This is a genomic window from Cyclobacterium sp. SYSU L10401 (genome assembly GCF_010993705.1).
In the GTDB taxonomy this organism is placed as follows: domain Bacteria; phylum Bacteroidota; class Bacteroidia; order Cytophagales; family Cyclobacteriaceae; genus Cyclobacterium.
This window is the reverse complement of sequence record NZ_WOFO01000008.1, coordinates 132,436-155,208: the sequence shown is the minus strand read 5'-3', so window position 1 is coordinate 155,208 and position 22,773 is coordinate 132,436. Positions and strand designations below refer to the sequence as shown.

The window sequence follows — 22,773 nt, the reverse complement described above, 5'->3', positions numbered from 1 at the left end:
CCGGTGTAAATGGTAGTCCCTGAAATAAAATTTCTTTGTGATATGCATCCCATATAAACACAAGCAGTCTTCTACTAAATTAATTGCCGAAGCAATTCTTTTTCTGGATATTGAAAAAAAATATGTAGGTATTGAAATTGTCATTCCTGAAACCCTATGAATAAATCAGCTTGTTTTATCTTTTTACTCTTTTTAGGCTACTCCCATGTCACCGCCCAATCGGCTTTGACTTGCAGGATATCAACGGATAAAGGTCCCATCATAGTCGAACTTTATCCTGATAAGGCTCCCAAAACGGTGGCTAATTTTCTCCAATATGTAGCAATAGGTGCCTATGATGTTTCCTCATTCTTCAGGGTTTGTACGCCCGGGAACGAGGCCGATAGGACGATTAAAATCCAGGTCATACAAGGGGGGAACGTTCCTGAGGAACAACTATTGCCTCCCATACCCATAGAAACCACCCGGTCTACAGGAATCCTGCATAAAAACGGCGTCATTTCCATGGCGAGACTTGGTCCAGATACGGCCCAAAGCAGTTTTTTTATTTGTATCGGGGATCAACCGGAACTGGACTACGGTGGTCAGCGCCATCCGGACGGGCTAGGCTTTGCTGCTTTTGGAAAGGTAGTTGAGGGCATGGATGTGGTGAAGCAAATTCAGGACATGGAAAACCGGGACCAGTACCTGCTGGAACCTGTTCTTATTCACGGTATTAAAAAATTAACCCCTTAAGAAATGATTGCCTTCGTCAGACATTGTCTTTTTTCTCTTCTTTTATTTGGCCTTCATTTTTCTGGATTGAGCCAAACAATTTCCACAGAAGCGCTCAGCGCGCATGACCCGGTTACGGTTGAAGCGGAGGGAAGGGCAAAACTATTGATCAGAAGCATAAAATGGACAGCAGCCGGATGGCCTGAAGTAACCCTTTAAAATATAAATAAAAAAAGCATCCGGAGGTTCTCCGGTAACTATAGAGAAAATATCCAATACCTATGAAGAGTGACTATTTAGAATTGAAAAGGGCCTGCTATGAGGCCAATATGGAACTACCTGATTTAGGCTTGGTGGTCTATACCTTTGGTAACGTAAGTGCCGTAGATAGGGAAAAGGCTGTTTTTGCCATCAAACCCAGTGGATTACCCTACAAAGACCTCAAACCGGAGGATATCGTCATTGTAGATTATGATAACCAGGTGGTGGAGGGTAAAATGAGGCCCTCCTCGGATACCAAAACCCATGCTTTTTTATATAAGCACTGGCAAAAGATCGGAGGGATTTGCCATACCCATTCCACCTATGCCGTATCCTGGGCGCAGTCCCAAATGGACATTCCGATCTTTGGCACCACCCATGCCGATCACAATACCAAAGACATCCCCTGTGCTCCCCCAATGGCAGATGATTTGATCGCAGGGGATTACGAACACATGACCGGGCAACAAATATTGGATTGTTTTTCCGAAAAAAACCTGTCTTATGAAGAGGTGGAAATGGTATTGATTGGCAATCATGGGCCTTTTACCTGGGGAAAGGATCCCGCAAAGGCCGTGTATAACAGCAGGGTCTTGGAAGAAATTGCCCATATGGCCTACCTGACACTTCAGATCAACCCCAATGCTCCCAGGCTCAAGGCAGCATTGATTAAGAAACACTATGACAGAAAGCATGGTGAAGGGGCTTATTATGGGCAGGATAGCTAAAAAATAAAAACCTCCGGGGCAATGCCCCGGAGGTTTGAACACTTAAAAAACCACCAACCTTTAATTAAATCTAATTAATTGCTCTTGCGAACAACTGCATTTAATTTGTCTGCCAATAAATACATGACAGGTACTATTACTAACGTTAAAAAGGTTGCAAAGGTTAGCCCAAATATTACTGTCCAGGCCATTGGTCCCCAGAAGTCTGCATTGTCTCCGCCAATGTAAAATTTGGGGTCAAAAGAAGACAACAAGCCATAGAAATCAATATTCATTCCCAGAGCCAGCGGAATCAACCCCAATACAGTGGTAACCGCTGTCAGTAATACGGGTCGCAACCTGATTTTACCTCCCTGAATAATGCTGTCCAGGAGATCTTCTTTGGATAAAAATCCCTCTTCCGGAATATCCAGTTCCTCTCTTTTTCTCATCCTGACCAGGTTGGTATAATCAATTAATACAATGGCGTTGTTTACCACCACACCGGCCAGGGAAATGATCCCAATACCTGTCATGATGATCACAAAATCCATATTGAAGGCCAGCAATCCCAAAAAGACACCAATGGTGCTAAAAACCACAGAACCCATGATGATAAATGGGGTGGTAACCGAATTAAACTGTGCCACAATAATCAGGAATATCAGGGAAATGGAAATAATCAAAGCCCTGGTAAGAAATTCAGCCGATTTGGCTTGTTCTTCCTGCTCCCCGGTAAAGCTCACATCTATGCCTTCGGGCACCTCAAAGTCCTGCATCAGGCGCTTGATTCCATTATTGATTTCTGTTGCATTAAAACCATCATTGACATTGGAAAACAATGTAATCACCCTTTCCAGGTCTTTTCGCTTCACCGAACCATAAGTAGAGCTGTATTCCAGACTGGCCACGGAGGATATGGGGATTTCCTTTTGGTTGCCAAACTTGTCCCTGAAACTGATTTTCTTGTTCAATAAAGCCCCTATGTCGTACCGAAACTCATTTGACAAGCGCAATTGTATGGGATAATCATCCTCTCCTTCTTTATATTTAGAAACCTCCAATCCAAACAAGGCCGTTCGCAATTCATTGGCAATGGTGGAAGTAGACAAACCGAATCTCCTGGCCTTTTCACGATCAATGTCGATGATCAGCTCCGGATTTCCCAGTTCCAGGTCAGTCTTCAGTTCTTCAATTCCCTCGATTCCGGATTCATTGATATGTTCCCGCATTTGGTTCACATAGCTGATCAACTGGTCAAAATTCTCTCCGCTTACTTCAATGTTGATGGGTTTCCCTACAGGGGGGCCATTTCTTTGTTTATCCACCGTTACCAATACCCCGGGATACCCTTCTGCAAGGTTCCGGATTTTCTCCATGACTTCATTGGTATTCACGCCTTCCCTAAACTGATACTCCACAAATCCGATGGTAATTTTCGCCTTGTGCGGGGTCTTTGCCTGGCTGGGACCCTCCAGCGGATCCCCCGTTCCTTCCCCAACCTGAGTAATGACGGACTCTATGATGTTATCATAGGGTTCCAGAAGTTCAAATAAATCGTCCTCCAGTTGGTGAACAAATTCATTGGTAGCCTCGATATCCGTACCTATGGGCTTCTCCATATAAATGCTCACCAGGGCAGGTTGGTTGTCCGGAAAAAAGAGGATTTTAGGTGCCCTGACATAAAGTAATACCAGGGAAACTATGAGCAATACGATCGTTCCTCCAAAAAACAAGTAAGGCTTGAATCCCTTCAGCGCAAAATACAGGGTTTTCTCATACAAGGATTCCAATTGGACCAAAAACACATTTTGAAACCAGCGGATGGCTTTTCTTAGGGCAAAAACATTGAAAATTGTCAAAAGGGCTCCCAGAAACAACAGGTTGCCCAAGGCTATCCAGCTGGCAAAGTAACATATGATGGCCATGGAAGTGAGTACTGCTGCCACGATCATGGGTTTTTGAACCGGCTTCTTTTTGTCTACATCCTGAACTTTCATGTACAGGGCAGTCAACACAGGATTGATGACCAAAGCCACAAAAAGAGAGGAAGACAATACGATGATCAGCGTAATGGGAAGGTATTTCATAAACTCCCCGATGATATCGTCCCAGAATGCCAGGGGAAGAAATGCCGCAAGTGTAGTAGCTGTAGAGGTAATGATGGGCCAGGCGACCTCTCCTACCCCTTCTTTTGCTGCCCGGACTGCTGACTTTCCTTCCTGCATCAAACGGTAGATATTTTCTACTACCACAATACCATTGTCCACCAACATACCCAACGCAAGGATCAGGGAAAACAAAACCATCAAATTCAGGGTGACTCCAAGGGAATTGAGCACCAAAAAGGAAATAAACATGGACAAGGGAATCGCTATACCCACAAACAAGGCATTCCTGAAACCCAGAAAAAACATCAGTACCAGTACTACCAGGATCACCCCTGAAACAATACTGTTCTCCAAATTATCCACCTGGGATCGGGTAGCCTTGGACTGGTCGTTGGTAATGCTTACCTCCAGGTCCTCCGGAAACCGATTGGTTTTAACATCTTCTATCAAATCCTTGATTTTGTCCGATGCATCCAGCAGGTTTTCTCCACTTCTTTTGACAACATTGATGGTAACCACGGGAAGTTTGTTGCTTCTGGCATAACTTTCCCGCTCTTTGTAGGTATCCGCCACGGACGCTACGTCCCTGAGGTAAACTATTTTGTTATTTTCTGTCTTGACGATTACATCCTCCAATTGCATGGGATCCGTAAATTCGCCTGCGATGCGCAAGGTCCTTCGGTAATCGCCGGAAAGGATATTGCCGCCGGAGATGGTGACATTCTCATCCGCTACTGCGCCTGAAATGTCCGAAAAGGTAACCCCATTGGCTTCCATTTTATACAAGTCAGCATTGATCTGAATCTCCCTTTCAATCGTACCACCAAGATCTGCACTGGAAATTTCCGTTAGCTTCTCGATTTCATCCTCCAGAAATTCGCCGTATTTTTTCAGTTCCTGCTCGGTATAGTTACCGGAAATATTCACGTTCATGATGGGAAACTCCGAGGTATTGATTTCCAATACATCCGGATCCCTGTCCAGGTCTGAGGGCAATTCACTTTTGGCCTTGTCTACGGCATCTTTTACATCCTGTAGGGCTTTTGAAATGTCCACATTGGGATTGAACTCTACCACAATGGATGAAAAATCCTGAATAGAGGTGGAACTCACATCTTTCAAATTGTTGATCGATTTAAGTTCTTTTTCTATGGGCCTGGTGATCAGGTTTTCCATATCCACGGGAGAATTACCCGGATACGCAGTACCCACATAGACGGTGGGTATCACGATTTCCGGAAAACTTTCCTTGGGCATGGTCCGGTAGGCATACATGCCTAAAAATGTGATGATCAAAGTGAGGATCACCACACTGGTACGGTTGTTTACCGAAAGCGTAGATATGCCAAATTCCCTGATCAGGCCTTTTTTTGGTGTGTTTTCTGTATCCATAAATGCCTTATGATGCAATGTTTACATTAAAATTATCTCCTACTTCCCTGAAACCTTTGTCTACCAGTGTTTCAGAACCATCCAGTCCTGATAGTATTTCGGTTTCACCCTGATAGGTCATGCCTCTCTCTACATATTTTTTCCTGGCCATGCCCTCTTCCACTACAAACACATAACTTCCCTTATTGTCCTGTAGGATCAGGTAAGTGGGTACCGTCACTGCCTCGGGATTTTCATAATCCTGAATGTTCAACACCGAAAGCATATTGGGCTTTACGTTTTCCATTTTGGGCAAAAACACTTCCACCTTAAAGGTCCGGTTATCCGGATTGATCACGCTACCTATGGCGCTCACTTTGGTTTTCAGGGATTTGTCGATAGAGGGAAAGCGGATACTTACCGAATCTCCCTGATCCAGGATACCGATGTACCTTTCAGAAATGTCTCCCTCTATAAACAAGTCATCTTCACCTATCATATTGACTATAGGAGAACCAGGCTGTACCAATTCGCCTACCCTAACCAGCAATTCTTCTACGGTGCCATTGAAAGGGGCCCGCACTGTGGTCCTGTCCCTTTGCAGTTCCAGAGATGACAGGTTTTTTTCCAGTGTTTCCATCCGGTTTTTTGCCTCCAGGTATTGCATTTCCGTGCCTATTTGCTGATTCCAAAGCCGCTCCTGCTTTTCGAAAACCGTCCGCGCCAGGTCCAATTGGGTCTGAATTTCAGCTATACTTCTCTCGACAGATTCTGCATCTATGCTGGCAATCACCTGCCCTTTTTTCACAGACATGCCTTCACGGGTAACGATTTCCTCAATTCTACCGGAAAGCTCTGCACTGATATTGACGTTCTTTTTGGACAGCACGGAGCCGGTCACCTCTACGTAATGTTCGAAATTTCCTCGCCCGGGCTGTGCAGTGGTAATCAATACGGATTTACGCTGATTCTTTCGGAACTCGGGGTCCAATCGGGAAATTTCATCTTCCAGTTCCTCAATGGAAGTTTTCAATGCAGTGGCTTCTGATTTGTAAGCCTCCAGTTGGTCTTTTTTTTCTGCCAGCTCGTCTTTTGGCTCGGAGCAGGAAACTACCCCGATCAGCAGGGCAAGTGTTAAAAACGTGATTGTATTTTTCATAAAATATTTGGTATCCTTTTTTTTTACTTTAAAATTCCCAATGCCTTTTCCAGATCCACTTTTGCGATTAATGCGTCATAAAGTGCTGCATAATAATTAGTTTCCGCCTCTTTTAAGGCAGCATCAGCTTCAACCACTTCCAAATTCGACCCAACGCCTTCCTGATATTTGATATTAGTCATGTCAAATACCTCTTTGGCCAATACCCTGTTTTCTTTCTGTACCTCCAATGCTTTAAGACTATTTTTCAGCGTAGCCTTCGCCTGGAATTCTTCCAGTTTAATATTTTGAAGTGTATTAAATTTTGCATTCTCCAATTGTCTGATCTGCAACCTGTTGCTTTGGATAACATAGCTCTTTCTTAACCCGTCAAAAATAGGGATGGTAAGCCTTAATCCAACAAAGGAAGAGGAAAACCAGCGGTCTGCCTGGTAAACATTTCTGAAATCCTGGGCACCTGTGACCCGTTGAAAGGTTCCAAAGGCTGAAAAATTAGGGATATATTGTACCTGGTTGTTTTTTAAATCCAAAGTCGCCAATTCAATGTTTTTGTCAAGTTGAAAAATTTCCACCCGATTGAGCATTTCTGCTTCAAGCGTTGAATAAAATCCATTATCCTCATTGTTGTATTCCTGAAGAGACTCCTCCAATACAAGTTCCATCTCTAATGGCATTCCCATTTGAATTTTTAATAAGTACCTGCTTACTTTAGCGGCAGTTATGGCTTTATCAAAATCTGTCTGAAGGTTATTCAACTGAACCTTTATCCGGGAGACATCCAATTTTTCTACAAATCCCTCTTCGAAAAGCGCAGTGGTTTCGCTGAGTAGCTGTTCTAACCTCTCTAGATTTGCCGCTACCAAACGGCTGCGTTCTTCATTGACCAACACCGTGAAATAAGCCTTTTTTACTGCTTCAATTACGTCGAGCTCAGCCTTTTCTTTGTCATAATCGGTCAACTCCTTCAATGTTTTTGCTGCCCGTAGACCAACAAAATAACTTCCGTTAAAAATCATCTGTTCAACGGTAGTAGTCAAACTGGATTGAAAGTTTACCGCAAATGGGATCACTGTAACATCACTTGGGGTGTCATCTGGTGGTGGGGCTCCCCCACCGTTTCCACCACCATTTCCATCTCCGCCTCCAATTACCGATCCTGCCTCTGCAGGCAAAATGATTAATGGTGGTTGCACATTTTTAGTTAACTCCAGGGTACTGTTGATTTGAGGAAGACCTTGAGATGTTTGTTCCCCTATTGTTGCCTTTGAAATCAAAGTTTCCAATTGGGCATTCTTTACATCAACGTTGTTCTCTAAGGCATAGGTAATGCTTTCACTTAAAGTCATCGTTACCTCTTGTCCATACATGGGAATTGATCCAAACCCAAAAACAAAAATCATTGAAAAGAGAAGTATTTTTATAAAATTCATATAACTATATTTACTGATTGCTGAGTTTATTATAATAAGTCGTCCTTCCTTGTTCCGTCAGTATCCCATGAATAAAATGATCTACAATCTGTAAGTGGTATTCCAGCAGACTGTATTTGCCACCGGGAACATTCCCGGAAAAAGAACTGGTAATTTGCTCCAAGCGCATAAAAGCCAATATCTCTGAATTGATTTCACTCCTGAAATCTCCTGACTGCTTCCCCTTTTCAAGTACCTCCACAATGCCTTTCCAGGCATGCTCCCTTTTAAATTCTTCGAGTTTTTTCCAACATTTGGGATAAAACCGTTGAATTTCATGCATCAATAAGGGATTCATACTGGAAAACCTTTCCCTCAGATATCGGGTCATCCGCAATAAATGATCAATTACCCCTTCATCCTGCTCCATCATTTTATCAAATGCACACTCATCTTCTTTGAGGGCCACTTCAAAGGAGGCATTCACCAAATCCTCTTTACTGGAAAATTCCTCATAAAGGGTCTTTTTAGACATCCCTACCTGCCTTGCGATTTCATCCATGGTTACGGCCCTGATTCCGTAAACCAGAAACTGCTCCAGTGCTACCTCAATTATTTTCTTTTTCGTTTCCAAATTATACCTCTATAAACATCTTGCCAAAAAACTCAGGAAACTTTCAAAAGGTTCAAAGTTTTCCCAAAATTAAATGAATTATTTTTCCTCTTCAACAAAATAAGTACTTAAATGCAGGATACATTATCCTTATCCCTCAAAACAACCTGGCATTTCGACTAAAAAAGGCTGCCAGGATCTTCAAATAAAATCTCCCACCAGGCATGGACTTCCTATCAATCTGTTCAAAAATGAACAGCTCTTCTTCCAAACTATACGAAAACGGACATTTTCTTGTAGTCCGCAAACAGTTTACTCTAAATATGGCCAGTAATTTTCAAAAGCAATTTTGTACCTTTGTGCTTTCTAAATAGCTATTGATTCTCCTATGAAAATTTTCTTTTTTCAATCTCCTGAAAAAACAATTTATGCCCTTGAAACCCGCCAAAATTTGGAATATGAGGACTTTCAAAAATTAACCTGGCTGTTCGGCGATGCTACCTGGCTCGACCAGAACAACCTAACCGGCGAGTATGTGGGGCCAAGAAAAGAAATGGTCACTCCCTGGTCTACGAATGCCGTTGAGATTTGTGAAAACATGGGAATCAGGGGAATCCTTAGAATTGAAGCTTTTTACCCCTGGACAGCCGGGAATTCTATGGACCCCATGCTGCAGCGATTGTATAAAAAATTGGACCAGGACTTGTTTTTCATCGAAAAAAAGCCGGACCCCATACTGTTTATCGAAGATATTGCTGCTTACAATGAAAAGGAAGGCCTGGCACTCAGTGCAGAGGAAATTACTTACCTCGAAGGAATCAGCCAATCTATGAACCGGCCCCTCACGGATAGTGAGGTCTTTGGCTTCAGCCAGGTCAATTCGGAACATTGCCGGCACAAGATTTTTAACGGTACCTTTATCATAGACGGTAAGGAACAAGACCTGTCACTTTTCCAGTTGATTAAAAAAACCGCAGCAACCAACCCAAATGGTATTGTTTCCGCCTACAAGGACAATGTGGCCTTTGTCAAAGGACCAAAAGCAATGCAATTTGCTCCCCTGAATCAGGATAAACCTGATTTCTTTGCGCTAAAGGAAATCGATACCGTACTCTCTCTGAAAGCCGAAACACATAATTTCCCTACTACAGTGGAGCCCTTTAACGGGGCCGCTACCGGTTCCGGTGGTGAAATCAGGGACAGGATGGCAGGAGGTACGGCATCCATACCTTTGGCGGGAACCGCCGTCTACATGACTTCCTATCCCAGAACAGCTCCCGACCGGGCATGGGAAAAAAATGCTGGTGCCAGAAAATGGCTGTACCAAAGTCCAATGGATATCCTGATCAAAGCTTCCAATGGGGCCAGCGATTTTGGAAATAAATTTGGCCAACCCTTGATTTGTGGCAGCCTGATGACTTTTGAGCATCTGGAACAGGGCAAAAACTGGGGCTTTGACAAGGTGATCATGCTGGCAGGCGGTGTGGGTTTTACCAGGGCACCGTACAGCTTGAAAAAATCACCTGAAAAGGGAAACAGTATTGTGTTAATGGGTGGAGACAATTACCGTATCGGCATGGGTGGAAGCGCCGTATCTTCCCTCAATACGGGGGAACTCAGCCATACCCTGGAACTGAATGCCATACAACGCTCCAATCCTGAAATGCAGAAAAGAGTGGCCAACGTGATCCGAGCCATGGCCGAGAGCGATGACAACCCCATCCTTTCTATCCACGATCATGGAGCAGGAGGACACCTGAATTGCCTTTCCGAACTGGTAGAAGAAACCGGTGGTACCATTCACCTGGACAAGCTTCCCGTGGGAGACCCCACCCTTTCCGCCAAAGAGATTGTGGGTAATGAATCCCAGGAAAGAATGGGCCTGGTCCTGGACAAAAATAAACTGGAGAAAATCCGCAAAATTGCGCTGAGGGAGAGGGCTCCGTTTTATGAAATCGGAGAAACTACCGGTGATTTAAATTTTACCTTCGAAAACAGCCTGACCGGAGAAAAACCAATAGACTGGAGCCTGAACCACATGTTTGGATCTTCTCCCAAAACCATTCTGGAAGACCAAAAATCCACCGCATCCTTTGCTGCTCTCAGTTATGATACCGGTAGGATTGAGGACTACCTGAATCAGGTTCTCCAATTGGAAGCCGTCGCTTGCAAAGACTGGCTTACCAATAAGGTAGACCGCTCGGTCACCGGCCGGGTAGCCAAACAGCAGAGTACCGGCCCCCTGCAATTGCCCCTGAATGATGTAGCGGTGATGGCCATGGACTATTCCGGTTACAAGGGCATCGCCACTTCCATCGGCCATGCACCCGTGGCTGCCCTGGCTAATCCTGAAGCGGGTTCACGACTGGCCATTGCAGAAGCATTGACCAACCTGCTCTTCGCTCCGCTGACAGGCGGGCTGAAGGCCGTATCCCTGAGTGCCAACTGGATGTGGCCGGCAAAAAACCCGGGAGAAAATGACCGCCTGTACCGGGCAGTAGCCGCAGCCAGCGATTTTGCCATCCAACTGGGCATCAACATTCCAACCGGTAAGGACTCCCTTTCCATGACCCAAAAATACCCGGATGGGAAAACAGTATATTCGCCCGGCACAGTGATTATTTCTACAGTAGGGGAATGTGAGGACATCCGCAAAATCCTGTCTCCTACCATCAAGCCGGAAGCCGGTTCCAGGCTGATTTACATCGACTTTTCCAGCGATGAAGCCAAATTGGGAGGCAGTTCTTTTGCGCAAATCCTGAATAAAATCGGCAATGAAACGCCTGATATCAAGGATGAACATTACTTCGCCTCAGCCTTTGAAACCGTACAGGAACTCATCCGAAAGGGTAAGGTCCTGGCCGGACATGATATTTCATCAGGAGGGCTGGTCACTACCCTGTTGGAAATGTGTTTCCCCAATGAAAATACCGGATTGACCATCCACCTGGAAAACCTCAGGGTAAAGGACCCGGTAAAAGCTTTGTTTGCAGAAAACCCGGGTGTAGTGCTTCAGGTAGCATCCTCATCGGAAGCTGAAAATTACCTGAAAGAAAAAGGTATCGCTTACGCCTTAATTGCAAGCATTCAAACTTCCGCTCGGGTGGAAATTCCTGCCATAAAGAAAAGTTGGGACCTCCCCACGCTACGGGATACCTGGTACCGTTCTTCTTTTTTGCTGGACCAGCAACAATCAGGAAAGAAACTGGCCGGAGAGCGATTTGATCATTACAAAAAGCAGCCCCTTGCGTACTCATTCCCGGAAAACTGGCAGGGAACCTACCAGTCTTTGGGCTTAGACCCGCTTAGGAAAAGTCCAACCGGCACCAAGGCAGCCATCATCAGGGAAAAAGGGGTGAATGGAGACCGGGAAATGGCTTATGCCCTCTGGCTGGCCGGCTTTGATGTCAAGGATGTGCACATGACCGACCTGATAACCGGAAGAGAAAACCTGCAGGATGTCAACATGATCGTGTTTGTTGGAGGATTTTCCAATTCTGACGTGCTGGGATCAGCAAAGGGCTGGGCGGGTGCATTCCTGTACAATGAAAAAGCCAAAAAAGCATTGGATGATTTTTATGCCCGAAAAGACACCCTTAGCCTGGGGGTTTGCAATGGCTGTCAACTGATGGTGGCATTGGATCTGGTGAATCCGGAACACGCACAAAAGACCAAAATGCTGCATAATGACAGCCATAAGTTTGAGTCAGCCTTTGTGAATGTGAGCATTCCGGAAAATGAATCCGTCATGCTGGGCTCCTTGTCAGGCCTCCGTCTGGGAGTCTGGGTAGCGCATGGAGAGGGGAAATTTCACCTGCCTCAGGACAAATCTTCCTATCACATGGGCATGAACTACAGCTACACCAGCTATCCCGGCAATCCCAATGGCTCTGATCATGCAGTGGCGGGATTGGTTTCTGAAAACGGCAGGCACCTGGCCATCATGCCGCATATTGAGCGGTCTCTTGCCCCCTGGAACTGGCCCTATTATCCGGAAGAATATTTATCCGGAGAGGTTAGCCCCTGGCTTTTGGCTTTTATCAATGCCAGGAATTGGGTGGAAAAGCACCAGCATTAATTTCCGGAACTATTTAGCAGCCGCCAGAACAGCCCATTTATGGCGCTACTGGCGGCTTTTTTTGGCTTACTATGGGCTTAAACCACTATACACCTGCAATAAGGCCTCATTTCAGTATTTTTTATCTGTTTATAATTGTCTTTTATGGTCAGATGCCTCTCTGGTCGGCGGACATGGAATCTCCCCTAATTAATATTCAGGTCACGATATGAAGTTTTCCATCCCTTTCTGACTTGGGCAGGGTGGACTTTATCTGGATAGAAAGCAATTATACCTGGCGTACGGTCAGTATGTTTAAACCTAAAAGCCGAATTTATATCCCATCAACTGAACTAATATGTTTAAACATTAGTTGTACATACATATAAAGATAATTGTTTCAACTCGTTTGAACAGCTTTTGAATTATTTTGTTTGATTGTAAACCAACTAAAACATGCAAAATCAACCACTATTAGAAAAATTAAAAATGGGCGACCTGGAACTCAACAACAGGGTAGTGATGGCTCCCATGACCCGAAGCAGGGCAGATAATCCAGAAAATGCACCAACCGAACTGCAGGAAACCTATTATACACAGCGGGCGGGGGCAGGTCTCCTTATTACGGAGGGCTCCCAAATATCGAAAAAAGCTGTAGGCTACATCAATACTCCGGGCATACATTCCGCTGCCCAGGTAGAAGGTTGGAAAAAGGTAACCTCAGCCGTACATGAAAAGGGGGGTAAAATTTTCATTCAGCTTTGGCATGTAGGTAGGATTTCCCACCCGGATTTTCATGATGGAGCATTGCCACTTGCTCCTTCAGCGATAAATCCCAAGGCCAAGGCCTTTACCCCTAAAGGATTTAAAGAGACGGTCACGCCTAAGGAAATGAGTCTTGAAGAAATCAGGGAAACCATTCAGGATTTCAGAATGGCTGCAAAAAATGCCTGGGCTGCAGGTTTTGACGGTGTCGAAATTCATTCCTCCAACGGATACCTTTTGCACCAGTTTTTTAATCGCACCTCCAATGTGAGAATGGATGAATACGGAGGCAGCATCGCCAACCGGACCAAAATCCTTTTTGAAATCATTGATGCCATCCGGGAGGAAATTCCGGAAAATCGCATCGGGTTGAGATTAAATCCTTCCCTTCATGGCTTATTTGGCATGACCATGGATGAAGAGACCATTCCTACTTTCGATCATATCATTGAAAAACTGAACAACTACGGCCTGGCATACCTGCATCTTTCAGAACCGTTCACTGATGTTTCTGACATTCCTTATGCAGAAACAAATATTGCCGTCAGGTACAGGCCCATGTACAAGGGCACCCTCATCATTAATGGAGGATTTGATAAAGAAAAAGGCAACCGGTTTATCAGCGAAGGATTGGCGGATGCAGTAGCCTATGGCAAACCCTTTATTTCCAATCCGGATTTGGTAGCGCGGTTCAAACTGGAAGCTCCTCTGGCAGAATGGGATCAGGACACCTTTTACACCCCAGGCCCTAAAGGATACATTGATTATCCCCCAATGGAAGTAGCTGCCAATAGCTAAAATTCAGCTTTGAAAAATATAAGGAGCCATCCCATTCCGGGGGTGGTTTTTTTATTTTCCCCCTTCTTGCCCCAATAGTAATGTCTTTTTAAGGTACCCCCTGCACTCGCAGGAACCAAAAAAAGGAACCTGTAGTTTTAAATACCTATGCTGACAAATACACCATTTTCCATTCTTGATTTAGCCATTTTAAGAAAAGGCGATGATGCCGCAGATGCTTACAAAAGGAGCCTGGATTTGGCCAGGCATGCCGAAAAATGGGGCTACCACCGGTTCTGGCTGGCAGAGCACCACAACATGCCCCATGTGGGGAGCTCTTCTCCTACTGTGTTAATGGGATACATAGCGCAGGGAACAAGCACCATCAGGGTAGGTTCCGGAGGTATCATGCTGCCCAACCACAGCCCTTTGATGGTGGCAGAACAAATCGGAACCTTGGCCACCCTTTATCCCGAAAGGATTGACCTGGGTTTGGGAAGGGCCCCGGGAACGGATCAGAAAACGGCTGCCGTCCTGCGCCGTGGAAGAATGGAATCTGTCCAGGAATTTCCTCAGGACCTGGAGGAATTACAACAATTTTTCTCTGACGAAAACCTGGATGCTCCTGTCAGGGCCTTTCCGGCAGAGGGATTAACCGTACCCATTTACTTGCTGGGATCCAGCATGGACAGTGCCTACCTGGCCGCATCCAAAGGCCTTCCCTATGTTTTTGCCAGTCACTTTGCCCCAAACTATTTTCAGCAGGCAACATCCTACTACCGAAATCACTTTCAGGCCTCCGGCAATGGCGCCAGGCCATACCTGATTGCCTGTGTCAATGTGATTTCAGCCGATACCGATGAAGAAGCCCACTACCTTGCCACCTCCTTTTACCAGATGGCATTGGGTATTATCCGGGGCCGCTCCTATCCCCTACCGGCACCTGTAGAAGATATGGATCAGATCTGGTCCATGCAGGAAGCTGCTGCCTTACAGCACATGATGCAATATACCTTTATTGGAAGCAAGGATACCATCCAGTCAGGATTGGAAAGTTTTGTACACCAACATCAAATTGACGAGTTGATGATTACCACGAATCTATACGACCATGAAAAGAGATTGCATTCTTTTGAACTGACTGCAGCCGCCATCCAATCCTTTCGGACTGGACCTGTGCAGGCGGATCAGGCCTGAGAAAAGCACTTAGTTCAGGTTGGGATTTTGAGGGACTTTATATCCCCTGCTTGTTTTTGAGGCAAAAAGCAGGGCTTGTATCAATAAACCGATGATGATCAGCACCACCATCTCAAATTGCAGGATGATACTGCCATGGGAAAAAATCTGATCTGTCTCCGTCTTAATTTTGTCCGCTTCATGCAATTGGATTTGAGAAAGGGAATGCAGGTCCAGCAAGGCAGATCGAATCATGGGGGCTTCGCTTTCCAAATCCCCTGCTTTTAAGCGGAGGTTCATTTCATGGGTGAGCCCGGTAAAGTGAACAAAATGCCTGGCTTCTTCATCCGTCAGACGGGTGGCTTCATACAAATGATTCAGGGTATCAATTTCATTCAGGATATGGTTGGCAATTTCCTGTTTTTCCGAAAAGGACTTCTCCGGATCATTGATCGCATCGTTCATGTCATGAAGCTTTTCAGAGAAATCCAAAATGTAGCCCTCTGCCACCAAGCGGTCCTGATAAATGGCCTCAAAGGCGGATTTCAAATCTCCAATCTGCCTGCGCTGATTGATATTGATTAGCAAAACAACTACAATTACCCCAAATAACAGGCTTGCAGCTGTTATTTTATTCTTTACACTGTATGTCCACTTCATAAAACATGAAAACGGGAGCTATTCCCGGGCATTCTTCTCTGAAAATTTAAACCGCCTCAAATTTAAGCGTAAATCCGGAAAAATAAAGGGCAATCTACAAAGAGTTTAGCCACACTTGTCACAACCACATCCATTTTGGCTTTTGGCTGGTTTTTTAACCCAGGTCCGGTAAACCCAAAAGGAAATGACTCCAACAAACAAAACCGCTACGATGATTTCCTGCCACATGATTAACTCCAAATTTGATAAGTTAGCAATGCTCCCAGATAGGCCACAATCGTCATACCAATGGTCTGCAATACCGGCCACTTCCAACTTTTGGTCTCTCTGTAAACCACCGCCACAGTACTCATACACTGCATGGCCAGTGCATAAAAAACCATCAGGGAAAAGCCTGTGGCCCGGGTAAATACCTTCTCTCCGGTATCTGGGTGAACCTGCTTTTCCAGTTTTTCCCTGATCGTCAACTCATCCTCCACATCTCCACCTACACTGTAAATGGTGGCTACCGTGGCCACGAAAACCTCTCTTGCTGCAAAGGAGGTCAGCAGCGCAATCCCGATTTTCCAGTCATACCCTAGGGGCCTAATGGCCGGTTCTATTGCTTTACCTAAAATCCCGATATAGGAAGCTTCGAGTTTTTTAGAAGCAAATTCATTGTTCAATTCATACCTTTGTTCCTCTAGTACCGTTTCCAGCATGGCTTCCTGCTCGGCTTCAATGGCTTCCATTTCTCCTGAAGGTCCATAACTGGCCAGTACCCAAAGCACAATTGAAATGGCCAGAATAACCTTTCCTGCTTCCAAAACAAAAATTTTCGATTTGTTGAACATGGTCAGCAATACCGTCTGCCAGCGGGGCATTCGGTAGATGGGCAATTCCGTCATCAGGAAACTCCTTTCCTTTGATTTCAGCACAAACTTTAACGCAAAAGCCCCCAAAAGGGTAAACAGGGTACCTATCAGGTACATCACCAGGAGCGCTAACGCCTGCAGGTTGACCCCCAGCCAGGCTTCATCAGGCACTGTAAGGCCAATCAAAATGATATAAACCGGAAGTCTCGCAGAGCAACTCATCCAGGGCGTCACGAGTATGGTAATCAACCTTTCTTTGGTATTGCTGATATTTCTGGTGGCCATGATCCCGGGAATGGCGCAGGCCATACCTGAAATGAGTGGTACAATGCTCTTTCCATGCAATCCAAACGGCCGCATGAGCCGGTCCATTAAAAAAACCACCCTCGAAAAGTATCCCGTATCTTCCAGAAAAGCCAGGAATCCAAACAATAGTGCAATCTGGGGAATAAATATCACCACACCACCAATGCCGGTGATGATGCCCTCTGAAAGCAGGTCGGTCAAAACCCCGGGAGGCAGGGTTTCTGCCACCCATCCGCTGAGCGCAGCGAAGGCTCCATCAATCAAATCCATAGGTGCTTCTGCCCAGGCAAATATCGCCTGAAATATCAAAAGCATGATGGCTAAAAAAGTAACATAACCCCAAACGGGATGCATGAAAATTCCATCCAAAGCAGCATGTAGCTTCTTCGGTTTTCCGCTTCCTGAAGACTGGGTTTTGAGCAAGATGGATTTTATATGCTCATACCTTTGGTTGGTTTCCCTCGCTTGCTGGACCTGACTGTCGAAATCATGTATTTGCGACCTCTCCTCCAGCCAATTTTTCATTTCCGGATCCAGCATGGGATCAAATTCCGCAAAGACCAGCTGCTGAAAAGCCTGATAGGGAGTTTCAAAACCAAACTTCAACCTCACCTCTTCCAGTAATTCGGCGAAGCCACACTCACAAAAGGTTTTTCCAACTGCGAAATCATCATTGGATAAAAGGTCCCTGACCGCCTCCAGCCCATGATTGTTTCTGGCATCTGTCATCACCAAAGGAACACCCAATTCCTGATAAAGCGCAAAAGTCTGGATTGAAAGCCCCCGTTTTTCGGCCAGGTCTTTCATGTTAACCACAAATGCCATGGGTATGCCCAGATCCATGACCTGCGTACCCAGCAAAAGGCTTCGCTCCAGGTTACAAGCATCCAGCACCACCATTACCGCATCCGGCTTTTCCAACCCGATTCCATTCAATACCTTGTGTGCGATGATCTCATCCTCTGATTTGGGATAGAGGCTATAGGTACCAGGCAAATCAATTAACTCAAAACTTTTATCCCCGATATTAAAATAGCCGAGCATCTTGTCGACTGTCATCCCGGGATAATTGCCTATTTTCTGGTGGAGACCTGTCAGCTGGTTAAAAATACTTGATTTCCCTACATTGGGATTTCCTATAATGGCAATGCTTTTTACAGCTTTTTTCTCTGTTACTTCCATGAATTAGGCTACTTTTATCTGGATGAGCTCGGCTTCTTCAATCCTTAGGGCAAGGATATTCCCTTCTATCAAAAACGCCATAGGACCCTTAAACGGCGCTTTCTGAAGTAAACTGATACTTTTACCGGGCATTACCCCCATTTCCATCATCCTTACCATTAGGGGCGAAGTGGTGATCCTTTCTATTTCGTAGATTTGATTGATTTTAAGTCCGGCTGCAGTCATGAGTAATTTGAATTTGAGACCAATTCCGTTGAGATGATTTGGAAAGGCAATTTTAATATAATTTTTGCGGAATTGTAAGGAATTTGACCTTTATTTAGATTGAATAAATTATAAGTGTGACACCTTGGACTAATCCTGTCAAAAATCTCGTCCTCCTGTAGACCAACATGAAAAAACCAAGAATTTTAAGTTCAAAAAAAGCCAAATGCCGACATTTTACGGGCTAAGCAGGCCCTTCCGTAATAATTATCACATTTTTAACAGACCGGAATGCTTAAACTTGTAATATGTTTGGGTGATCATCGAGATCGATCACCTATTTGGACAATGAATTAACCATAAAATAAAAAAATAGCGATGTTTTTCGAATTAGTATATGACAAAAGTCTGGCACAAGCCAGTTATGTGATCGGATGTCAGGCAGGTGGCGTAGCCGCTGTAATTGACCCTAAAAGGGATGTGGATACCTATCTGGAGATAGCCAAAGCCAACAATATGAAAATTACCCATATTCTGGAAACGCACATCCATGCAGATTTCCTGAGTGGATCCAGGGAATTGGCAGCATTGACTGGCGCAGAAATGTACCTTTCCGATATGGGAGATAAGGATTGGAAATACGAATTCCCCCATAACAAACTAAAGCATGGGGATCATATCAAACTGGGTAACCTTAACTTTGAGGTCTTGCATACCCCAGGCCATACTCCGGAAAGTATCAGCTTTCTGCTAACCGACAAACCAGCCAGCCAGGAACCCGTAATGTTGTTCACCGGAGATTTTGTTTTCGTAGGAGATGTGGGTAGGCCAGATTTACTGGAACAGGCAGCCGGTCTGAAGGGCACACAGGATATCGGTGCGGCACAGATGTTTGATTCCCTGCAAACATTCAATAAGCTTCAGGATTTTATTCAGGTTTGGCCTGGCCACGGGGCAGGTTCAGCCTGCGGTAAATCCCTGGGGGCAGTGCCCCTGTCCACAGTAGGCTACGAAAAAATCCGCAACTGGGCATTGCAAATGCTGGATGATAAGGCAGCTTTTCGTCAGGAGCTTCTGGCCGACCAACCGGAACCTCCCCGGTATTTTGCCATGATGAAAAAGCTTAACAAAATTGACCGTAAGCTGTTGACGGAAGTCCCGGAAATTCAAAACCTGTCTCAGGAGGCATTTGAAAAGGCCAAAAAAGAAGGTTTAAAAATCATCGATGTACGCACACCGGAGGCTTTCTCCAAAGGTTTCCTTCAGGGATCGCTGAATATCCCGAACACCAACACCTTTTCTACCTGGATGGGCTGGTACATGGATTATGAGGAATCTTTTGTACTGATCGCAGAAGAGGAAGATGTGGAAGATCTGACCCGTAAACTGATGCGAATCGGATTGGATAATATTCATGGTTTCATTACTCCCGGTCAATTGGCCGACTTTGAAGGAAAGAACCTGGAAAGTTACCAGGCCATCGATAAAAAAGAAGTGAAAGCCAAATTAGAAGGTGGCAATGTGCAGGTAGTAGATGTACGGGGAGCATCTGAATTCAAAAAAGGTCATATCGAAGGGGCGGAAAATCTCTTCGTTGGAAAATTGGATCGAAACCTGGATAAAGTCTCCAAAGACAAACCGGTAATCGTCCATTGTCAAAGTGGTGGCCGTGCGGCCATTGCTTACTCCCTGCTAAGGGCCAATGGCTTTGACAATGTAGTCAATTATGCCGGAGGCTGGGAGGACTGGAGCAAATCCTAACGGCAGCATGTTTTAAAAAACGGGACAGTTTCAGGCTGTCCCGTTTTTTTATGCCTTTATCCTGTTATTCCAGAAGCCCCTGATACCTTAAGCGTTTGCATTGGGTATTTCAGGACCTTTCGGGAAGGTGTATCACCAAATCGGCTTTCAGTCCAGAGATTAGGTTTCGCCTTTTAAAAATTAAACGTATTCATTGTCACCGACAGCAATTGGTACCGGATTGTATCGGGGGACAATTTACTGTCCCATAACTACAATAGACGCAACAATCACCTGGTTTTGCCTTCAATACTTTCCTACAGTTTTCACATTCGTAAAAATAGACACAGGCATCAGTAGGCATGGTTTTTTTCTTTTGATATCCGCAGTAGGGGCAGCTGATCGTTGATTGCCTTATTATTTTCATTTCTTTTTTACTTTTCGCCCCATCAAGGGTTCAGAACCAAAACCAGGCATCCGGTATTCTTATTCATGCAGCTAGCTATCCGGCCGGTGCATTTGGTCAAGGTGCCTTACATAAACAAGGTCTACCCGTTAATTTGAAGAAGAACTCCGTATGGAATCAGCGGTTGCAAGTTCAAGGGGGACAAACTTATTGGTAATGCTGTCAGTTGAAACCTGCCAAACCCTAAATCCCAATGGTCTGTCGTCAAAATTTTTGCTTGTGGTCTCCCCGCTCACCAATTGGATATGTTCATAATTATTCATCGTTAATTTATGGGTATGCCCTGACAAGTAGGCCACTACATTGTTTTCGATAAACAATTCCAATATCCTTTTCCTGGCAGGTAGGGGCAGGTTGTAATAGTGGTCCTCCTCATCGGGTAATTCGGTATACAAAGGGTAATGTCCCAAAACAAACACAGGATGCTGTCTCTCGCCCTGCTTCTTAAGGGTTTCTTCAAACCAGGCATGGTGTTTTTCTGATTCATTTGCCACCTCAACTTTCCAAAGCTGCGTATTCGTCACCACAAAAGAGTGGTTTTTATGCTCGAAGTGGTAGTAATCCTCGCCGATGGTTTTCCGATAATAATCCAGTGTGGTATCCGTTGGAATGTTGGCTACATCATGATTTCCTGAAACCAGGTGACTGGTTACGTCCAGGCCATTCAGGATGTTTTTAAAATCAGTATAGCTGCTGTCACTGGCATCGTGCACCAGGTCACCGCAAATCACCACAAAGTCCGTCTCCAGTTTATTTATCTGCCGGACAGCCTGTTTGAACGTTTGGATATCATGTTCGTATCCTCCCATTCCCAATTGGGTATCGCATAGTTGAACAAAAGAGAAGGTTTCCGGCTGTTTTTCGGCACAGGACAGGCTGGCAACCAGCAAGAAAAGTATGGATATGTACGTAAGAAACCCTGAAATCATTTGATTATAGTCATGAAACATTGCGCCCGGTGAATGAAGGTTGAAAATGGAATGTATTTGGTATTAGCCCTTAAGAAAGCATTTTTTCTAATTTTTTTAATACAGTACGTTGGACAAAGCCCCTGCTAAATGGAACTCAGCCTGCAAAATACTTAAAAACAGGAGTCCTTAAAAGTTTATTCACTTTTATCGATTTTTAGCCTGCCCAATTTTATCTGCTAGACCAGGTTGCTGTCGGCCTTTTTTGTTTGACCGGTTTATTGTAAATTTACCGCATGTGTGTAACTGTCATGCTACAATACCCTTTTTAAATTCCCCTCCTGGGACATGCGCTATTTTAAATACATAGCGTACTTCTTCTTTTAATCCATTACTTCATTGCCTTTAATCAGGCCGGTATTGCTGCGGATGGGCTTGAAGCCAACCCATAAAATCATGTCAATATTACTTAGTAAACAAGAAATCACCCAATTTATCCAAGATGGTTTTGTGCGCATAGACAAAGCTTTTTCCCGGCATATTGCCGATAAGGCCCTGGGCATTCTATGGAAAGACCTTCCGTGTGACAGGTCAGATCCAAAATCCTGGAAGGAACCCGTTATTCGTCTGGGAATGTACAGCCAACAGCCCTTTATTGAATCCGTGAACTCGCCAAGATTGTATGCCATTTTTGATCAATTGATTGGAGAAGGCAAATGGATTCCTTGTAAAAGTGTAGGCACATTTCCGGTTCGTTTTCCATCTGATCAGCAAGCACCTGATACCGGTAAGCATGTAGATGCAAGCTTTCCAGGCAATGACCCAAACAATTTTCTGGAATGGCGTATCAATGTGAAATCTAAAGGGAGGGCCTTATTGATGCTGCTCCTGTATTCCGATGTCAGCGAAAACGACGCTCCTACGATCATTTTTAAAGGGTCTCACCTGGACGTTGCAAAATTATTGTCCGCCAAAGGGGATTTAGGTCTTTCCTTTATGGAACTGTCAAGTCAAATAAATGGGCTGCCCGAACGGGAGGAAGTCTATGCTACCGGTAAAGCTGGAACGATTTACCTGTGCCACCCTTTTCTGGTTCATGCAGCCCAGGCCCACAAAGGACAGGCCCCCAGGTTTATGGCCCAACCGCCCTTGATGTTAAAAGTTGACTTGTCTGTCATGGAAACCGCTGGCGACTATTCTCCCGTAGAAGCGGCTATTCGGTTGGGTATGGGTAAGGAATCAAAATCAAATAAATAGTGGAAGTCTTCTTTTGGCAAATCCCGGCGTTTTTCCCTATGCCCATTACCAACCCTTATTGAAAAAATAAGCAAAA

The 22,773-nt window shown here is 44.8% G+C and carries 17 protein-coding genes; 8 read left to right on the top strand and 9 right to left on the bottom strand.

Annotation, left to right across the window (positions count from 1 at the left end; translation table 11 throughout):
* Nucleotides 1-156 precede the first annotated feature (156 nt).
* The 3 genes from GL182_RS18010 (at nucleotide 157) to GL182_RS18000 (ending at nucleotide 1,703) form a co-directional block, all read left to right on the top strand.
* Nucleotides 157-735 carry a peptidylprolyl isomerase gene (locus GL182_RS18010; RefSeq protein WP_163381177.1) on the top strand — a complete coding sequence of 193 codons (579 nt, stop codon included), beginning with the start codon at nucleotides 157-159 and terminating at the stop codon, nucleotides 733-735.
* Nucleotides 736-738: 3 nt separating this feature from the next.
* Nucleotides 739-933, top strand: a complete 195-nt coding sequence (locus tag GL182_RS18005; RefSeq protein WP_163381176.1) for a hypothetical protein — start codon at nucleotides 739-741, stop codon at nucleotides 931-933.
* Between the two features lie 62 nt (nucleotides 934-995).
* A complete protein-coding gene (locus GL182_RS18000) occupies nucleotides 996-1,703 on the top strand; it encodes an L-ribulose-5-phosphate 4-epimerase (RefSeq protein ID WP_163381175.1) in 708 nt (235 codons plus the stop codon).
* Nucleotides 1,704-1,777: 74 nt separating this feature from the next.
* Here GL182_RS18000 and GL182_RS17995 read toward each other — a convergent pair whose 3' ends face one another.
* Genes GL182_RS17995 through GL182_RS17980 form a run of 4 tightly spaced genes read right to left on the bottom strand, consistent with a single transcriptional unit; the run spans nucleotide 1,778 to nucleotide 8,366 of the window.
* Complete coding sequence (locus GL182_RS17995) at nucleotides 1,778-5,185, bottom strand: efflux RND transporter permease subunit (RefSeq protein ID WP_163381174.1); 3,408 nt, start codon at nucleotides 5,183-5,185, stop codon at nucleotides 1,778-1,780.
* Nucleotides 5,186-5,192: 7 nt separating this feature from the next.
* Nucleotides 5,193-6,323, bottom strand: a complete 1,131-nt coding sequence (locus GL182_RS17990; RefSeq protein ID WP_163381173.1) for an efflux RND transporter periplasmic adaptor subunit — start codon at nucleotides 6,321-6,323, stop codon at nucleotides 5,193-5,195.
* A 23-nt stretch (nucleotides 6,324-6,346) separates the two neighbouring features.
* Nucleotides 6,347-7,753: a TolC family protein gene (locus GL182_RS17985; RefSeq protein WP_240469877.1), complete on the bottom strand. Its 1,407-nt coding sequence runs from the start codon at nucleotides 7,751-7,753 to the stop codon at nucleotides 6,347-6,349.
* A gap of 10 nt (nucleotides 7,754-7,763) precedes the next feature.
* The gene (locus tag GL182_RS17980) at nucleotides 7,764-8,366 is read right to left on the bottom strand and encodes a TetR/AcrR family transcriptional regulator (protein ID WP_163381172.1); all 603 of its coding nucleotides are present in this window, start codon (nucleotides 8,364-8,366) and stop codon (nucleotides 7,764-7,766) included.
* A gap of 367 nt (nucleotides 8,367-8,733) precedes the next feature.
* Here GL182_RS17980 and purL point away from each other — a divergent pair, with 367 nt between their 5' ends.
* From purL to GL182_RS17965, 3 genes are all read left to right on the top strand, one after another.
* Nucleotides 8,734-12,423: a phosphoribosylformylglycinamidine synthase gene (purL, locus tag GL182_RS17975; protein WP_163381171.1), complete on the top strand. Its 3,690-nt coding sequence runs from the start codon at nucleotides 8,734-8,736 to the stop codon at nucleotides 12,421-12,423.
* Nucleotides 12,424-12,858: 435 nt separating this feature from the next.
* Nucleotides 12,859-13,965, top strand: coding sequence for an alkene reductase (locus GL182_RS17970; protein WP_163381170.1), 1,107 nt, complete (start codon nucleotides 12,859-12,861; stop codon nucleotides 13,963-13,965).
* A 147-nt stretch (nucleotides 13,966-14,112) separates the two neighbouring features.
* Nucleotides 14,113-15,141 carry an LLM class flavin-dependent oxidoreductase gene (locus GL182_RS17965; RefSeq protein ID WP_163381169.1) on the top strand — a complete coding sequence of 343 codons (1,029 nt, stop codon included), beginning with the start codon at nucleotides 14,113-14,115 and terminating at the stop codon, nucleotides 15,139-15,141.
* A 9-nt stretch (nucleotides 15,142-15,150) separates the two neighbouring features.
* Here GL182_RS17965 and GL182_RS17960 read toward each other — a convergent pair whose 3' ends face one another.
* The 3 genes from GL182_RS17960 to GL182_RS17945 form a co-directional block, all read right to left on the bottom strand.
* Nucleotides 15,151-15,780, bottom strand: a complete 630-nt coding sequence (locus GL182_RS17960) for an MCP four helix bundle domain-containing protein (protein ID WP_163381168.1) — start codon at nucleotides 15,778-15,780, stop codon at nucleotides 15,151-15,153.
* 230 nt (nucleotides 15,781-16,010) lie between these two features.
* A complete protein-coding gene (gene feoB, locus GL182_RS17950; protein ID WP_163381166.1) occupies nucleotides 16,011-18,122 on the bottom strand; it encodes a ferrous iron transport protein B in 2,112 nt (703 codons plus the stop codon).
* Between the two features lie 3 nt (nucleotides 18,123-18,125).
* Nucleotides 18,126-18,347, bottom strand: a complete 222-nt coding sequence (locus GL182_RS17945) for a ferrous iron transport protein A (protein ID WP_163381165.1) — start codon at nucleotides 18,345-18,347, stop codon at nucleotides 18,126-18,128.
* A 357-nt stretch (nucleotides 18,348-18,704) separates the two neighbouring features.
* Here GL182_RS17945 and GL182_RS17940 point away from each other — a divergent pair, with 357 nt between their 5' ends.
* Nucleotides 18,705-20,087, top strand: a complete 1,383-nt coding sequence (locus GL182_RS17940; protein ID WP_163381164.1) for an MBL fold metallo-hydrolase — start codon at nucleotides 18,705-18,707, stop codon at nucleotides 20,085-20,087.
* A 196-nt stretch (nucleotides 20,088-20,283) separates the two neighbouring features.
* On the opposite strand, the gene GL182_RS24325 is transcribed toward GL182_RS17940, so the two are convergent.
* Together GL182_RS24325 and GL182_RS17930 are read right to left on the bottom strand one after the other, a co-directional pair.
* Complete coding sequence (locus tag GL182_RS24325) at nucleotides 20,284-20,493, bottom strand: GDCCVxC domain-containing (seleno)protein (protein ID WP_163381163.1); 210 nt, start codon at nucleotides 20,491-20,493, stop codon at nucleotides 20,284-20,286.
* Nucleotides 20,494-20,621: 128 nt separating this feature from the next.
* Nucleotides 20,622-21,461: a metallophosphoesterase gene (locus GL182_RS17930; protein ID WP_163381162.1), complete on the bottom strand. Its 840-nt coding sequence runs from the start codon at nucleotides 21,459-21,461 to the stop codon at nucleotides 20,622-20,624.
* A gap of 435 nt (nucleotides 21,462-21,896) precedes the next feature.
* Here GL182_RS17930 and GL182_RS17925 point away from each other — a divergent pair, with 435 nt between their 5' ends.
* Nucleotides 21,897-22,697, top strand: coding sequence for a phytanoyl-CoA dioxygenase family protein (locus GL182_RS17925; protein ID WP_205603686.1), 801 nt, complete (start codon nucleotides 21,897-21,899; stop codon nucleotides 22,695-22,697).
* Nucleotides 22,698-22,773 lie beyond the last annotated feature (76 nt).

Excerpts from the sequence above, each read along its gene's own strand:
- GL182_RS17965 (WP_163381169.1), top strand. The coding sequence starts at position 14,113 with ATGCTGACAAATACACCATTTTCCATTCTTGATTTAGCCATTTTAAGA.
- GL182_RS17985 (WP_240469877.1), bottom strand. The coding sequence starts at position 7,753 with ATGAATTTTATAAAAATACTTCTCTTTTCAATGATTTTTGTTTTTGGG.
- GL182_RS17945 (WP_163381165.1), bottom strand. The coding sequence starts at position 18,347 with ATGACTGCAGCCGGACTTAAAATCAATCAAATCTACGAAATAGAAAGG.
- GL182_RS17995 (WP_163381174.1), bottom strand. The coding sequence starts at position 5,185 with ATGGATACAGAAAACACACCAAAAAAAGGCCTGATCAGGGAATTTGGC.
- purL (WP_163381171.1), top strand. The coding sequence starts at position 8,734 with ATGAAAATTTTCTTTTTTCAATCTCCTGAAAAAACAATTTATGCCCTT.
- GL182_RS17925 (WP_205603686.1), top strand. The coding sequence starts at position 21,897 with ATGTCAATATTACTTAGTAAACAAGAAATCACCCAATTTATCCAAGAT.
- GL182_RS17960 (WP_163381168.1), bottom strand. The coding sequence starts at position 15,780 with ATGAAGTGGACATACAGTGTAAAGAATAAAATAACAGCTGCAAGCCTG.
- GL182_RS17940 (WP_163381164.1), top strand. The coding sequence starts at position 18,705 with ATGTTTTTCGAATTAGTATATGACAAAAGTCTGGCACAAGCCAGTTAT.
- feoB (WP_163381166.1), bottom strand. The coding sequence starts at position 18,122 with ATGGAAGTAACAGAGAAAAAAGCTGTAAAAAGCATTGCCATTATAGGA.
- GL182_RS18000 (WP_163381175.1), top strand. The coding sequence starts at position 996 with ATGAAGAGTGACTATTTAGAATTGAAAAGGGCCTGCTATGAGGCCAAT.
- GL182_RS18010 (WP_163381177.1), top strand. The coding sequence starts at position 157 with ATGAATAAATCAGCTTGTTTTATCTTTTTACTCTTTTTAGGCTACTCC.
- GL182_RS17970 (WP_163381170.1), top strand. The coding sequence starts at position 12,859 with ATGCAAAATCAACCACTATTAGAAAAATTAAAAATGGGCGACCTGGAA.
- GL182_RS18005 (WP_163381176.1), top strand. The coding sequence starts at position 739 with ATGATTGCCTTCGTCAGACATTGTCTTTTTTCTCTTCTTTTATTTGGC.
- GL182_RS17930 (WP_163381162.1), bottom strand. The coding sequence starts at position 21,461 with ATGATTTCAGGGTTTCTTACGTACATATCCATACTTTTCTTGCTGGTT.
- GL182_RS24325 (WP_163381163.1), bottom strand. The coding sequence starts at position 20,493 with ATGAAAATAATAAGGCAATCAACGATCAGCTGCCCCTACTGCGGATAT.
- GL182_RS17990 (WP_163381173.1), bottom strand. The coding sequence starts at position 6,323 with ATGAAAAATACAATCACGTTTTTAACACTTGCCCTGCTGATCGGGGTA.